Annotated in this window: 13 protein-coding genes and 1 pseudogene; 10 read left to right on the top strand and 4 right to left on the bottom strand. The window is 71.4% G+C overall.

Annotated features, from left to right (window positions below):
* Window positions 1-378: 378 nt before the first annotated feature.
* From ACQP10_RS03850 to ACQP10_RS03840, 3 genes are all read left to right on the top strand, one after another.
* On the top strand, window positions 379-690 hold the full coding sequence (locus ACQP10_RS03850) for a transposase (RefSeq protein WP_433540894.1): 312 nt from the start codon (window positions 379-381) through the stop codon (window positions 688-690).
* Window positions 687-1,559: an IS3 family transposase gene (locus tag ACQP10_RS03845; RefSeq protein WP_433540893.1), complete on the top strand. Its 873-nt coding sequence runs from the start codon at window positions 687-689 to the stop codon at window positions 1,557-1,559. The genes ACQP10_RS03850 and ACQP10_RS03845 overlap by 4 nt, the downstream gene beginning before the upstream one ends.
* 64 nt (window positions 1,560-1,623) lie before the next feature.
* Window positions 1,624-1,911 (top strand): hypothetical protein, encoded by a 288-nt coding sequence (locus ACQP10_RS03840; protein ID WP_433540892.1) that lies wholly within the window; start codon window positions 1,624-1,626, stop codon window positions 1,909-1,911.
* A 95-nt stretch (window positions 1,912-2,006) separates the two neighbouring features.
* Here ACQP10_RS03840 and ACQP10_RS03835 read toward each other — a convergent pair whose 3' ends face one another.
* Entirely contained in the window at window positions 2,007-2,954 is a 948-nt protein-coding gene (locus ACQP10_RS03835) for an alpha/beta fold hydrolase (protein ID WP_346017717.1), read from the bottom strand.
* An 89-nt stretch (window positions 2,955-3,043) separates the two neighbouring features.
* Here ACQP10_RS03835 and ACQP10_RS03830 point away from each other — a divergent pair, with 89 nt between their 5' ends.
* The 5 genes and pseudogenes from ACQP10_RS03830 (at window position 3,044) to ACQP10_RS03810 (ending at window position 5,556) form a co-directional block, all read left to right on the top strand.
* The gene (locus tag ACQP10_RS03830; protein WP_389991333.1) at window positions 3,044-3,631 is read left to right on the top strand and encodes a TetR/AcrR family transcriptional regulator; all 588 of its coding nucleotides are present in this window, start codon (window positions 3,044-3,046) and stop codon (window positions 3,629-3,631) included.
* A 210-nt stretch (window positions 3,632-3,841) separates the two neighbouring features.
* Complete coding sequence (locus ACQP10_RS03825; protein WP_433540891.1) at window positions 3,842-4,345, top strand: nucleotidyltransferase domain-containing protein; 504 nt, start codon at window positions 3,842-3,844, stop codon at window positions 4,343-4,345.
* A 50-nt stretch (window positions 4,346-4,395) separates the two neighbouring features.
* Window positions 4,396-4,530: pseudogene (locus tag ACQP10_RS03820) on the top strand (IS982 family transposase); the annotation flags it as partial.
* 71 nt (window positions 4,531-4,601) lie between these two features.
* Window positions 4,602-4,901, top strand: a complete 300-nt coding sequence (locus tag ACQP10_RS03815) for a hypothetical protein (protein WP_399498996.1) — start codon at window positions 4,602-4,604, stop codon at window positions 4,899-4,901.
* 352 nt (window positions 4,902-5,253) lie between these two features.
* On the top strand, window positions 5,254-5,556 hold the full coding sequence (locus tag ACQP10_RS03810) for a DUF6980 family protein (RefSeq protein WP_399498995.1): 303 nt from the start codon (window positions 5,254-5,256) through the stop codon (window positions 5,554-5,556).
* Between the two features lie 265 nt (window positions 5,557-5,821).
* On the opposite strand, the gene ACQP10_RS03805 is transcribed toward ACQP10_RS03810, so the two are convergent.
* Window positions 5,822-6,724: a LysR substrate-binding domain-containing protein gene (locus tag ACQP10_RS03805; protein ID WP_433540890.1), complete on the bottom strand. Its 903-nt coding sequence runs from the start codon at window positions 6,722-6,724 to the stop codon at window positions 5,822-5,824.
* Between the two features lie 91 nt (window positions 6,725-6,815).
* Between ACQP10_RS03805 and ACQP10_RS03800 the strand changes: the two genes are divergently transcribed.
* A complete protein-coding gene (locus ACQP10_RS03800) occupies window positions 6,816-8,021 on the top strand; it encodes an MFS transporter (RefSeq protein ID WP_433540889.1) in 1,206 nt (401 codons plus the stop codon).
* Between the two features lie 135 nt (window positions 8,022-8,156).
* Complete coding sequence (locus ACQP10_RS03795; RefSeq protein ID WP_433540888.1) at window positions 8,157-11,267, top strand: BTAD domain-containing putative transcriptional regulator; 3,111 nt, start codon at window positions 8,157-8,159, stop codon at window positions 11,265-11,267.
* A 6-nt stretch (window positions 11,268-11,273) separates the two neighbouring features.
* Here ACQP10_RS03795 and ACQP10_RS03790 read toward each other — a convergent pair whose 3' ends face one another.
* Window positions 11,274-12,131 carry an ABC transporter permease gene (locus tag ACQP10_RS03790; protein WP_433540887.1) on the bottom strand — a complete coding sequence of 286 codons (858 nt, stop codon included), beginning with the start codon at window positions 12,129-12,131 and terminating at the stop codon, window positions 11,274-11,276.
* A complete protein-coding gene (locus ACQP10_RS03785; protein WP_346017724.1) occupies window positions 12,128-13,126 on the bottom strand; it encodes an ATP-binding cassette domain-containing protein in 999 nt (332 codons plus the stop codon). The genes ACQP10_RS03790 and ACQP10_RS03785 overlap by 4 nt, the downstream gene beginning before the upstream one ends.
* Window positions 13,127-13,302: the final 176 nt, after the last annotated feature.

The raw sequence follows: 13,302 nt of genomic DNA, 5'->3' as shown, positions 1-13,302 counted from the left end.
GCCGGGTGATGAGCCCCTTGATCCGCCCAAGAACCACCGAGGATCTGCGTTCCTGCATCGAGGCTCTCGCCACCGTGCATGCTTCCGACCGCTACCCGGTGGACTGGCCCGCCGATCCCGGGCGATGGCTGACACCTTCCGACCTTGTTGAAGCATGGGTGGTGGTTGAAGGCTCTGACGTCGTCGGACACGTGGGACTCTCACGGCTGGACGCGGCAACGCTTGAAGCGCCCCTCGCCCGGGCCATCAGTACGCCGGCCGGTCCGGTCGGATCGATCACCCGGCTCTTCGTGACCCCTCAGGGGCGAGGCTGCGGACTGGGCTTGATCTGGTTTGACGGACATCCGAGATCAGGGGCTTGCCCCCGAAAGGATGTCCATGATGGAGCACATGGGGAAGAAGAAACCGCGCCCTCGCCGCTCGTTCACCCGTGAGTTCAAAGCCGAGATCGTCGAGTTGTGCCAACGCGGAGACCGCTCGATCGGCCAGGTGGCTGCGGACTTCGATCTGACCGAGACCGCGGTGCGCGCCTGGGTCCGCCAAGCCGAGACCGACACCGGCCGGCGTGACGGGCTGACCAGTGGTGAACGTGAGGAGCTGGCCGCGCTGCGGCGGGAGAACCGCCGCCTGCGCGAGGACGTCGACATCCTCAAGCGGGCCACGGCTTTCTTCGCCACGGAGACCCGGTGAAGGTGCACCCCTTCATCGAGGCGGAAAAGCAAGGCGGCCACAACGTCAAACGGGCGTGTGAGCTGCTGGGAGTCTCCCGAGCCGCCTTCTACGCCCGCCGAACCGGCACTCTTGGTCCCCGCGCGGCCCGCGATGCGCAGCTGACCGAACGCATCCATCAGATCCACCGGCACTCGCGCGGCGCCTACGGAGCTCCGCGCGTCCACGCCGTCCTGCGACGGGAAGGCATCGTCTGCGGCCGGCGCCGGGTGGCCCGGCTGATGCGCACGGCCGGTCTGCAGGGCCGGCACCGGCGCCGCCGGCAGCAGACCACCATCGCCGACCCGGCCGCCGCGCTACGCCCCGACCTCATCGGCCGCGACTTCACCCCGGATCCGGCCGCAATCGATACCCGCTGGTGCGGCGATATCACCTATCTGCTCACCGACGAGGGATGGCTGTATCTGGCGACCGTGATCGACATCGCCTCCCGCCGGGTGGTCGGCTGGGCCACCGCCGACCACCTGCGCACCGAGCTGGTCGCCGAGGCCCTGCAAACAGCCTGCCGACAGCGCCGCCCCGCCCAGGAAGTGATCTTTCACTCGGACCGCGGCTGTCAGTACACCAGCGGGGCGTTCGCCGATCTAGCCGAGCGGCTCGGGGTGCGGCTGTCAGTCGGCCGGACCGGCCAATGCTGGGACAACGCCCTGGCCGAGTCGTTCTTCGCCACGTTGAAGGGCGAGTTGCTTGACGGGCGGTCATGGCCCAGCCGGGCGGCCGCCCGCAGCGCGATCTTCGAGTTCATCGAGGGCTGGTACAACCTGCACCGGCTGCACAGCAGTCTGGGTTACGTTAGCCCCGCCACCTATGAGGCCGCTGTCGCGGTCTGACCACCACACCAAAGGTGTCCGTCAAAGCGGAACAAGCTCAGGACATGCCACCCGCCTCCTCGACGTGGCCGGCAAGAAGGCCGCCGATCTAGGGATGCCTCTCGTGCTCGACGTATCCGACGACGGTCACGCGGCCATCGCCCTGTACGAACGTGCCGGATGGCGACGTGTGGCAAGCGCCCGCGCCGAGTGGCTGAACGCGGCGGGCGAAAACGCTTTGCTGCACTACTACGTGAGTCCCGAGACGACGCGGAAGCCGGCTCAGAGCGAACAGGCGCCTTCAGTTCGACGACAGACGGGACGGGCCGGCGAGATGCATCACTCCTCCGGAGAGATCGCGCCGGCGGGCTGATCAGCGTGCGATTGGACAGAGCGACAAGGGGGCGGATCGCCTGTCCGCAATGAACGCCCGCGTCGTTCGGGAGCGCGCTTCACCGGCTCGTGTCATCACGGTGTGTCGCCGGCGTGGCCGGTGCGGTCGATCTCGTCGATGAAGGCGAGGACCCGCGCGTTGACGCGCTCGGGGAACTCGCCGTTGATGGCGTGGGAGGCGTCCGGCCACAGTTCGACGACGCCACGGGCGAGCAGGCGGCGGGCGCGCAGGGTGGCCTTGCGTGGATCGTGGATGATGCTGCGCCCGGCGATCAGGGCGAGCACCGGCACGTCGAGTCCGGCCACCTGGTCGTCCGTGGGGTACGTCGGAGGCGGCAGGAAGGCGGTGAAGTCCCGCATCCCTGCCGAGATCAGGTTGGCGACGGGTTCGTCCTCGGAGGCGTCGGCTCCGCCGGAGATCCAGCTCAGCAGCCTCCGGCGCCACGACTCGGGGAAGAACGGCACCACCGAGCCCAGCGAGACGACGACGACCTTCCAGGTGAACCGGCCGAAAAGGCTGGCCGGATCGAGCAGGCTCACCGAGGCGACCTTCTCCGGAGCGTGCAGGGCGAGGTGAAAAGCGCTCCACCCGCCGATGGACACTCCGAAGAGGTGCACCCGGTCGTGGCCGAGCCGGGCCAGCAGCTCCGCCAGCCAGTCGGCCTGGTCGGCCGCGCTCGTGAACGCCCGGGTCTGTACCGACAGGCCGGGCTCGCCGATCAGGTCGACCGTGTAAACCGGCCGGTGGCCCGTGAGGCCGGCCAGGTTCGCCTCCCACATCGGGGTGGACGCGGTGCGTCCTGGCAGCAGGAGAAGCGGTACGCCGTCGCCGGTGCCGAAACGATAGATCCGGACGGCCCCGAAGCGGGTTTCCACGTCCTGGATCTGATCGGGTTCGGGAAGCTGGGCCATGGCCTGGTCGTAGGCGTTCCGGTAGCGCGCGAAGGCGGACGCGTCACGGAAGTGGCCGAGCCGCCGCGGGCGGAACGCGGCTCCGATGTTGGGCTCCACGGGGTCGTTCACGTACGGGATCCTCCGTTCGCCTTTCACAATACGATCGCATCGCATCAATATCACGATACACTCGTATCGCGAAGAGAGGAGGCCGGGCCGTGCCGAAGCAGGTGGACCACGCGGCGCGGCGGGCGGAGATCGCCCATGCCGCCCTCAGACTGTGCGCCCGGGACGGCCTGGCCGGCGTGAGCATCGGGCGGGTCGCCCAGGAGGCCGGCGTCTCCAAAGGGCTCGTGCAGCACTATTTCGCGGCGAAGGCCGACCTGCTGCGCGCGAGCGCGCATCTCCTCAGGCAGGAAATCGAGCACCATGTCCGCGCGGCGCTGCAGGACGCCTGCGATCCGGCCGACACGCTGCGGCGCACGTTGCTCGCCGTCGTCGAGCTGGGCGTGCGCGCTCCCGTACTCCTGCTCGCCGGGCACGCGTTCCTGGCCAGGTCCGTCGCCGACCCTGAGGTACGCGGGCTGTACCGCGCGGGCGGCGACGCGGTCCATCGCGAGATCACCGCGCTCGTGGCCGCCACCGCTTCGGGACCCGGCGTCGATGCCGGCGCCGAGGCCCACGTGCTTCTCGGGCTCGCGCGCGGCCTGGCCGACGGCGTGCTGGTCGGGGAACTGGGCGTCGCGGAGGCGGTCGCGGTCCTCGACCACCAGCTCGGCCGGATCGGCTTGCCGGCGGACTCGTGACGGGAAGGCGGATCCCCGAAACAGGTCGACGGCGACGGGAGGCTCCGGTGGTCGCCCGCCGGCACTCCCGGGCGGACTCGACGCGCCTGAACACCGTCGCCGGGGCGACGGCCGGGCTCCTGAACCCTGCCCGGTGGATCTCTCGACCGGTCGCGGCCCCCGCCGCGAACGGCTCACTCCGGCGGAGCGATGGCAGGTAGGGTCTTAGCCGTGTTCGAAGCCGGCGACGTCATCGAAGTCATCGGGCTGCTCCACGACGGTGGATGCAGGGTCTGGGTCGGAGGCGGCTGGGGCATCGACGCGCTCGTGAGCGAGGTCACCCGCCCCCATCGGGACCTGGACCTGATGCACGACGCCACCCAGGAGCCCACCCTGATCGAGATCCTGGAGAACACCGGTTTCGCCGAAAGGCACGACATCGTCCCCGGACGGCCTGCCCGGTTCGTCATGCGCCATCCCGACGGGCGGGAGCTCGATCTGCACCCGCTGACCTTCCAGCCCGACGGCTCCGCCGTGCAGCCGGCCAACGACCGTGGGGACGTCTTCCCCTACCCCGCGAACGCCTTCGCCACCGGCACGATCCTCGGCACGAGCATCGCCTGTCTGTCGGCCAGGCAGCAGGTCCACTTCCACCAGGGTTACGAGCCGACCGACCGGGACCGGCACGACATGGCACAGCTGCGCAGGGTCTACGGCATCGCCACCCACTTCTGATACGGGCGGTGCGGGCGAGCACCTCCCGGCGAGGTCCAGCCCGGCCTCCGACCGGCTCGGGGAAGCGCCTGCGCAAGGCCCTGCCGTTGCTCAAGCAGGCCGTCCGGGCACCGACGCGTGACACCGACCTGTGGAGTGACCCGCTGTGGGTGATGGATTCCACGCCGATCGAGTGCGGCCGTTCCGAGCCCGGCCGTACGTATCCGGACGGACAGGGCTTGTGAAGATCAAGTGCGGCAAGCGATCATACGTGCTCATGACTAAGAAGATCCTTTCCGGCGTCGTCGGCGTGGTTCTCGGAGCCACCGCCCTCATCGGCGGCACCGCTTCCCCCGCTGCGGCGGCCGGCTGCTACAAGACCGCCAGCTCCACCCACTCGGTGAGCGTCAAGTGCACCACCGGAACCGCTACGGGTGTATTCCGGGTCTGGGCCCAGTTCTGCTCCACCTCATCCTGCACCTACCTGGCCGGCAGCCTGGTTCGGCTGGGCGGCACGAGCACGGCCAGCAACAGTGGCTCCTACTACAGCGGCAAGTGGTACACGTCAGATCACTAGCCAGGGGCGGTGCGCGAGAAGAGAGACCCGGCGGCGGAGTCGGCTCTCCTCGTCGGCGACGGGCGATGGTCCCCGCTGTGGCGGCCGGCGCGCCTTGTGCGCGCCGGCCGGCTCACGGAGGCACCGCTGCGTCACGGATCGAAGACCGGCGCGAGTTTGCTTTCCGTCTCGACAAGACTCCCGAGACCCAGGCCAGACGAGTAGGTCCTGAGAGCCGCTGACGCAATGAGGTGAGTCGGCGCCAGCAGATCAGCGCGCGGGCCGGCTTGAGGAATGTCTCGTGGACGTCTGCGCGGACGCGCCGCGCGGGAAGAGCCGGCCACCGGCTTCCATCCTGCGAGAATCCAGCCCCATGGGCGAGCACTGCTGTGAATCGATGATCCGTCAGGTGACGTGGCACTGCGACGACCATGAGGACCCGTTCGACTGCCCGGATGCCCTCGTGTGGTTCGGTTCCACGTTCCAGGAGTACGGGCTGATCATCCACGATGGTGGGACCTCGGCCATCGGCATCGCCTTCTGCCCCTGGTGCGGGAGCCGCCTGCCCGAATCCCAGCGGGATCACTGGTTCGAGGAACCGGAGCAACGCGGGATCGATCCGCAGGAAGACGAGATCCCCGCTGAATACGCGGACGGGCGCCGACCGCACCCATGATCCGGCTCGCGAGGTGACCGGCTCCCGGCGCCGGGTCCCCCGGAACAGAGCGCCGGGCGGCCTCGTGAGGCTCAGCGTCGCGGACGAGGTAGCGCCCGTGGTCCATGCCGAGCATCGTCACGATGCCCGAGGCGAGGACACGACGGCCGTGGGGATCACGGACGTGCACGACCCTGCCCCATTCGCCCAGCCCGTCCACCAGCCCCTCGACCGGCCCGTCGCCGTCGTCCACGCCGACGTCGCCCCGAAGATCTGCCGCCATGGCTCATGCCACCAGGACCGCTCTCCCGAGTGCGTGCCCGACGGCCGTCTCGTTGAACGCCCGGATGGTCGCCGTCTCCGCCGCCTTCACCCAGGCCAGGCCGAGTATCGAGGGAGGCAGCCCCGTGACGGGGACGAAACTGACGTCCGGCCGCCTTTGGTAGGCCGCCGTGGGGGTGCAGAGCAGCATGCCGCCCCGGTTGAGCGCCACCTGGGTCAGGCCCTCCTGGCTGGTGGTCACCGTACCGGCCCTGGGAATGGGACGGCCGGAGGGGGTGACGGACGGTGCCATGCGCTCGCGCCACGCGCGCGGAGCCGGACCGTCCAGGCCGATCAGGGAAACGCCGGCCAGTTCCTCCGCGCTGATGCTCGAACGGGCGGCCAACGGGTGACGCGAGGACACGCCCAGCCGGTACGAGACCCGGTTCAACTCTTCGCCCGTCGCCAGGTCGGGCTCGTCCACCGGGAGCAGCGTGAACGCGATGTCCACCTGCCCGGCCCGCAGCTTCCCGAAGGGATCGGAGAGCGGGATCTCCATGAGCTCTGTCCGGCACTCCGGGTACCGGCGCTCGAAGGCGGACACGCTGCCGGTGACGACCTGCGTGGGCGTGGCCAGGAAGCCGATCCGGATCACGCCTGTCACCTCGCGGGCGTTCGCCTTGGCCCGGCCGACCGCGTTCGCGAGGCCGTCGTAGGAGGGGCGCAGGTCGGCCAGGAACCGTTCGCCCAAGGGCGTGAGGCTCACGCGCCTACTGGTCCGCTGGAAGAGCCGGCCGCCGATCCTGTCCTCCAGTGAGCGGATGAGCTGGCTCACCCGGCCGGGTGACAGGTAGAGGCGCTCGGCCGTACGCGCGAAGTGCAGTTCCTCACCGAGCACGATGAAGCACTCCAGTTCCCTGAACTCCATCCCCGCCTCCGCCTCGTCGTTTAGTCCACCTAAACCAAGCCTTCGGCCTTCGGCGTTGTTCCCGCCGGTGGACGGTAGAAGGCTGAACGGCATGACCATGACTGACGTCTCCACCGCCGCCCGAGCGCGCTGGCTCGCGGTTTTCTCGGTGGCGGTGGGCACCTTCACCGTCGTGACCAGCGAGATGCTGCCCGTCGGCCTGCTGACCTCGATCTCCGCCACCCTCGGCGTCTCCGACGGGACGGCCGGGCTGATGATGTCGGCGCCCGGGCTGGTCGCCGCCGTCTCCGCGCCGGTGCTGGCGATCACCGCTCGACGGCTCGACCGGCGTGTCACGTTGCTGGGACTGATGGCGCTGCTGGCGGTGGCGAACCTGGCGGGCGCGTTCGCGCCGAACTACCCCGTCATGCTGGCCGCCCGGGTGCTGACCGGAGTGAGCATCGGCGGGTTCTGGGCCTTCGCGGCAGGGCTCGGCCTGCGACTGGTGCCCGAGAGGTCCGTCGGCCGGGCCACATCGATCATCTTGGCCGGGGTGTCGGTGGCGTCGGTGCTGGGGGTGCCCGCGGGGACCTTCATCTCCTCGTTCGCGGGGTGGCGGACCGCGTTCGTCTCCATGGGGGTGCTGGCCCTGGCCCTGCTCGCGCTGCTGGCCACCGCCCTGCCGCCCCTGCCCGGCGAGTCCCGGACGGAGGCGGCCGAGCCGACGCCCCACGAGACCCCCTCCCCCGCGCCGAAGGGGTTGCTCTCCCGGCTCTCCGGCCCGCTCAAGGTCGTCCTCGTCCTGACCGTCCTGATCGTGGCCGGCCACTTCGCGGCCTACACCTACGTCCGGCCGTTCCTGGAGCAGGTCTCACACGCCGGTCCCGCCTTCGTCAGCGTCGCCCTGCTCCTGTACGGCGTCGCGGGCGTGATCGGCAACTTCGCGGCGGGCGCGTGGGCGGCCAGGAACCCCAGACCGGTCCTGGTCACACTGGCCACGCTGATCGCGCTCTCCACGGCGGCGCTGCCTCTGATCGACCTGCCCCTGATCATGCTCGTGGTGTGGGGTCTGGGCTACGGCGGCGTGGGTGTGACGCTGCAGCTCTGGATCATGCGGTCGGGCGGCGGTGAAATGGGCACGGCTCTCTTCGTCGGCGCCTTCAACGTCTCCATCGCACTCGGCTCGTTCGCCGGCGGCCGGATCGTGGACGGCGTGTCGCTCTCCGCGGTGATGTGGGTGGGAGCGGCACTCGCCGTGGTCAGCGCGGCCGTCTCGGGCATGAGCAGGACGGCCGCTTCGTCGGAGGGCCGCGTCTGATCCGGGTAGGGCCGGTGAGAGTGGCAACGGGCGGAGGCCCGCCGGGACCGGTGAAAGCGGCAACGGGCAGAGGGCCCGCCGGGACCGGTGAAAGCGGCAACGGGTTAAGGGCCCGGTGAAGCCTAGACTTGCGGCATGCCGATCCACCTGACCCTGCTCGACGGTGTGCGGTGGCAAGGGCGGCCGGTGGTCGGCGAAAGGGCTCAGGCGCTGCTCGCGGCCCTCGCGCTCGCCGGCCGGACCGTGAGCGCGGACCGGCTCGTCGCGGAGGTGTGGGGGGACGGCGAACCGGCCAATCCGGCGAAGGCGCTACAGGTCCTGGTGTCCCGAGCCAGGTCGGTCGTGGGGCCCGCGTCGCTGGTCACGGAGGGGAACGGCTACCGGCTCGCGGTTCCGCCCGACCTGGTCGACGCCGGTCGGCTGCACGGTCTGGCGGGCCGGGCGGGGGTGCTGCTCACCGAGAATCCCGCCGCGGCGGCCGCGGCGGCGGAGGAGGCGCTCGCGCTGGGTGCCGGGACGCTGCCGCCCGAGGGCGGCGGTCCGCTGGCCGAGGTGCGCCGCCGCGCGGAACACGACCTGGCGTCCGCGCGGATCGTGCTCGCCCGGGCCCGGAGCCGGAGCGGCGACCACGACCCGGCCCTGCCCGGGCTGGAGGAGGCCGCGCGCGTCCGTCCCGAGGACGAGGGGCTGCTCGCCGACCTCCTGCGCAGCGAGGCGGCGGTGCGCGGAACGGGTGCCGCCCTGGACCGCTTCGAGCGCCACCGGTCGGACCTGCGCGACCGGATCGGCGCCGACGTCGGCCCGGAGCTGCGGCGGGTCCATCGTGAGCTGCTGGCGCTCGACAGCCCCGTGCGCGCCGGCGTGCGGTTCGACGCGACCCCGCTGCTCGGCCGCGACGACGACCTCCGGCGGGTGCGGTCACTGCTCGCCGCCTCCCGGGTGGTCTCGATCCTCGGTCCCGGCGGGCTCGGCAAGACCCGGCTCGCCCACGCCGTCGCCCGCGAGGCCCCGCAGCCGGTGGTGCACTTCGTCGAGCTGGCCGGCGTGACCGCGCCCGAGGACCTGGTCGGCGAGGTCGGGTCGGCGCTCGGCGTCCGAGACTCGGTGACCGGACGCCGCACGCTCACCCCGCGGCAGCGCGCCGACGTCCGTGCCCGCATCGCCCAGCAGCTCGACCTGGCTCCGGCGCTGCTGGTGCTCGACAACTGCGAGCACCTGGTGGAGGCGGTCGCCGACCTGGTCGCCTATCTGACCGCGACCACGCGGGAGCTGCGCGTCCTCACCACGACCCGCTCGCCGCTGGCGATCGCCGCCGAGCGCGTCTATCCGCTGCCCCAGCTGGGAACCGGTGACGCCGTCGAGCTGTTCCGCGACCGCGCGACCGCGGCCCGGCCCGGTGTGCGCCTGGACGAGGATGACGTGGGCGCCGTCGTGGCCCGCCTGGACGGCCTGCCGCTCGCGATCGAACTGGCCGCCGCGAAGGTGCGGGTGATGTCGCCGGCCGAGATCGCCCGCCGGTTGGAGGACAGGTTCGCGCTGCTGCGCGGCGGTGACCGGAGCGCCCCCTCGCGGCACCAGACGCTGCTGGCGGTGATCGACTGGTCCTGGAACCTCCTCGGTGAGCGGGAGCGCCGGGCCCTGCGCCGCCTCTCCGCCTTTCCGGACGGCTTCGCCCTCGACGCGGCGGAGGAGGTGCTCGGCGGCGACGCCCTCGGCGACGTCGAGGAGCTCGTGGAGCAGTCCCTGCTCACCGTCGTGGAGACGGCCGGCGGGGTGCGGTACCGCATGCTGGAGACGGTGCGCGAGTTCGGCCGGGTCCGGCTGGACGCGGCCGGTGAGACCGCCGGCGCGCGGGCCGCCGTACGCGCGTGGGCCGTGGGCTACGCCGACCGGCACGGTGCCCGGCTGTACTCGCCGGAGCAGGTCGACGCCATGGACCGGCTGCGTTCGGAGGAGACGAACCTCGCCGACATTCTGCGCGAGGCCCTCGCCGACCCCGACCCCGAAGCGGCCGTGGTGCTGTTCTCCGCTCTGGGCGGCTACTGGACGATCCGCGGAGATCACCCGCGCGCCATCGTCCTCACCCCGGCCGTCACCGCCGCCCTGGACGGCTGGGCGCCTCCACCCCGGCTCCTCGACCGGACCCGGATGACCCTGGGCATCGCGCTGTTCAGCACCGTCATGGCCTCCCCCGAGGAGACCGGGACGCCGGCCAGGCTGCTGTCCGGGCTGGGCGCCGACTCGGCGAACCCGGCCGTCCGGGCGCTGGTGACCGCCCTGCTCACCATGGTGTCGGATTCCGGGAACGGCCTGGACGAGCTGGCCGCCGATCCCGACCCGCTGGTCCGCCGGATCGCGTTGCACTGGCTGAGCCACGGCCGGGAGAACGCCGGCGACCCGGCCGGCGCGGTCGAGGCCGCCCGGGCCGCCCTGGAACTCGTCGGCGACGACGGCGGTCCCTGGCACCGGGCGACGTTGCACACCCAGCTGGCCGGCCTGTACGCGCACCTCGGTGACTCCGCGTCGGCGTCCAGGCATGCCACCGAGGCGCTTCCGGTGCTCGAACGCCTCGGGGTGATGGAGGACGTCGTCCAGATCCGCGCCGCCCTCGCCATGGCGGCGCTCACCGGGGGGCGCCGTGACGAGGCCGCACGGATGATCGACGACCTGGAGGCGCTCTCCTCCCAGGGCTCCTACGGCGAGGTCCTGTCGGTCGCCGCCGCCAGAGCCGAACTGGCCCTCGTCGACGGCGACATCGCCGGGGGGCTGCGGCGATACCGCGAGGCGGCCGAGGCGCTCCGGGACCTGCGCGTCCCGGGCGCGCCGGGCGGTTCCACTCTGTGGGCCATCCTGGGCGAGGTCATCGCGCTCTCGGCGTTCGCGCAGTACGGCGAGGGCGACGACGGCGCGGACCTCTTCGAGGCGCTGCGGGCCGAAGTCCTGGTCGTGTTCGACCTGGACCGCGCTTTCCCGGACCTCCCGGCGATGGGGATGGCGCTCGCCGGGCTGGGCATCTGGGGTCTGCTGAAGGAGGCGATGCCCGACGAGGAGGCGGCCCGGCTGCTCGTGCTCGCCGAACGGTTCGCCTACAACCGGTTCACCCCGACAATGCGGTGGCCGGTGCTGTCCGCGCACGCCGAACGGGTCGCCCCCGGCCTCATCTCCCGGATCGAGGCCGGGTACGGAGCACGGCGCGGCCCCGACCTGCTGGCCGAGGCCCGCGCCGTCCTGGAGCGGGTGGTCTGACGCCGCCTACATCTTGCGGGAGTAGGAGCGGACCGCCAGGGGAGCGAAGATCGCGACGACGACCGCGCAGCCGATGACCGCCCAGCCGACCTCGGCCGTCACGGCCCCGTGGTTGAGCAGGTCGCGCACCGCGGAGACGACGTGCGACACCGGGTTGACCTTCACGAAGGCCTCCAGCCAGCCGGGCAGCGTCTCGGCGGGGACGAAGGCGTTGGACAGGAAGGTCAGCGGGAACATGATCATCATTGAGATGCCCTGGACGCTCTGCGCCGAGCGCGCCATCGTGCCCAGCCAGGTGAAGATCCACGCCAGCGACCAGCCCGCGATCACGGTGAGCGCGACGCCTCCGACGCAGCCGAGCGCGCCGCCGCCGGGTCGGTAGCCGATGATCAGGCCGGTGACGAGCGTCAGCACCGACGCGATGCCGTAGCGGATCAGGTCGGCGATCATCGGACCGGCCAGGGGGGCGATCCTGGCGATCGGCAGGGACTTGAAGCGGTCGAAGACCCCCTTGTCCATGTCCTCGCGCAGCTGCACACCCGTCGCCATGCAGACGGTCAGGGCGGTCTGGGCGAGGATGCCGGGGATCAGCACCGGGAGGTAGTCCGACACGCTGCCGGAGATCGCGCCGCCGAAGATGAACGCGAACATCGCCGTGAACAGCAGGGGCTGGATGAGGACGTCGAAGAACTGCTCGGGCTTGCGGCGCATCTTCTTCAGGGCCCGCCACGCCATCGCCAGGGTCTGGACCAGGGTCTCCTGAAGCGAGCTGTGGGACGTGGTGCGGGCCACCGCGGCGGACGGGTCGACGCGCCGGGAGGCGCCGGGGGCAGGGGTCATCGGGGTCGTGACGCTCGTGGTCATCGGGCCGCCTCCATCCGGGGTTCGCCGGCCTGGGATTCGCCGGTTCGGGGTTCGTCGGCGCCGTGGCCGGTCAGCGCCAGGAAGACCTCGTCCAGCGTCGGCTTGGCGACGCTCACCGAGGAGATGCCGATGCCCGCTTCCCGCAGGCCGATCAGGACGTCCGCGGCCCGGTTCGGGTCGGGGAGGGGGATGTTCACGCGTCCCGACTCCGGGGTCAGGACCGGGTCCTCGGCCAGCAGCCGGCGGACGATGTCCGCGGCCAGGGCGAGGTCGGAGCCGTCCGCGAGGCCGAGCTGCAGGGTCGAGTCGCCGACCTGGGTCTTCAGAGCGTCGGGGGTGTCCTCCGCGACCTTCCGGCCCCGGTCGATCACGGCCACACGGTCGGCCAGCTGGTCGGCCTCGTCCAGGTACTGGGTGGTGAGGAGGATCGTGGAACCGTCGGTGACCAGCTCGCGGATGGTGTCCCACATCTGTCCCCGGGTCCTGGGGTCGAGGCCGGTCGTGGGCTCGTCCAGGAAGATCAGGGGCGGGCGGGTGATCAGGCTCGACGCCAGGTCCAGGCGGCGGCGCATGCCACCGCTGAACTGGGACAGGGGGCGGTCGGCCGCCTCCTGGAGGCCGAAGCGTTCGAGCAGGTCACCGGCGATCGCCTTGGCCCGGGCGCTCGTCAGGCCCTGCAGGCGGGCGAACAGCCGGAGGTTCTCCCGGGCGGTCAGATCCTCGTCCACCGAGGCGTACTGGCCGGTGACGCCCACCAGCTGCCGGATCCGGTGGGGTTCACGCCGGACGTCGACGCCGAAGATCTCCGCGTGGCCGCCGTCGATCGGGAGCAGGGTGGCGAGCATCCGGAGCGTGGTGGTCTTGCCCGCTCCGTTGGGGCCGAGGACTCCGAAGATCTCGCCCTGCCGTACGTGGAGGTCGATCTCGTCCACGGCCCGGAAGTCCCCGAAGTCCTTGACCAGACCGTCGGCGCGGACGGCATCGAGGTCCGCCATGACACGTCTCCTCTCTCCGCCGGGTATCTCCCGGCGTCGGAGAAGAGCTTCCACGTTGCCGGCTTCATCGCGGCTTCACGGTGGTTTCACCGCTGATCTGGCGGTTTCACCGGCTCCGGTGCCTCGGGTACGGCGAGCACCGGCGCGGCGGGCGTCCGCCGTGCGCGATCCGGGTG

Source organism: Streptosporangium sandarakinum (assembly GCF_050942225.1).
GTDB lineage: Bacteria > Actinomycetota > Actinomycetes > Streptosporangiales > Streptosporangiaceae > Streptosporangium > Streptosporangium nondiastaticum.
This window is presented reverse-complemented; position numbering and strand designations above follow the sequence as displayed.

What these genes read in the sequence shown, in the direction of transcription:
- ACQP10_RS03815 (WP_399498996.1), top strand. Translation starts at nt 4,602, where the DNA reads ATGACTAAGAAGATCCTTTCCGGCGTCGTCGGCGTGGTTCTCGGAGCC.
- ACQP10_RS03800 (WP_433540889.1), top strand. Translation starts at nt 6,816, where the DNA reads ATGACCATGACTGACGTCTCCACCGCCGCCCGAGCGCGCTGGCTCGCG.
- ACQP10_RS03805 (WP_433540890.1), bottom strand. Translation starts at nt 6,724, where the DNA reads ATGGAGTTCAGGGAACTGGAGTGCTTCATCGTGCTCGGTGAGGAACTG.
- ACQP10_RS03790 (WP_433540887.1), bottom strand. Translation starts at nt 12,131, where the DNA reads ATGACCACGAGCGTCACGACCCCGATGACCCCTGCCCCCGGCGCCTCC.
- ACQP10_RS03810 (WP_399498995.1), top strand. Translation starts at nt 5,254, where the DNA reads ATGGGCGAGCACTGCTGTGAATCGATGATCCGTCAGGTGACGTGGCAC.
- ACQP10_RS03795 (WP_433540888.1), top strand. Translation starts at nt 8,157, where the DNA reads ATGCCGATCCACCTGACCCTGCTCGACGGTGTGCGGTGGCAAGGGCGG.
- ACQP10_RS03850 (WP_433540894.1), top strand. Translation starts at nt 379, where the DNA reads ATGATGGAGCACATGGGGAAGAAGAAACCGCGCCCTCGCCGCTCGTTC.
- ACQP10_RS03785 (WP_346017724.1), bottom strand. Translation starts at nt 13,126, where the DNA reads ATGGCGGACCTCGATGCCGTCCGCGCCGACGGTCTGGTCAAGGACTTC.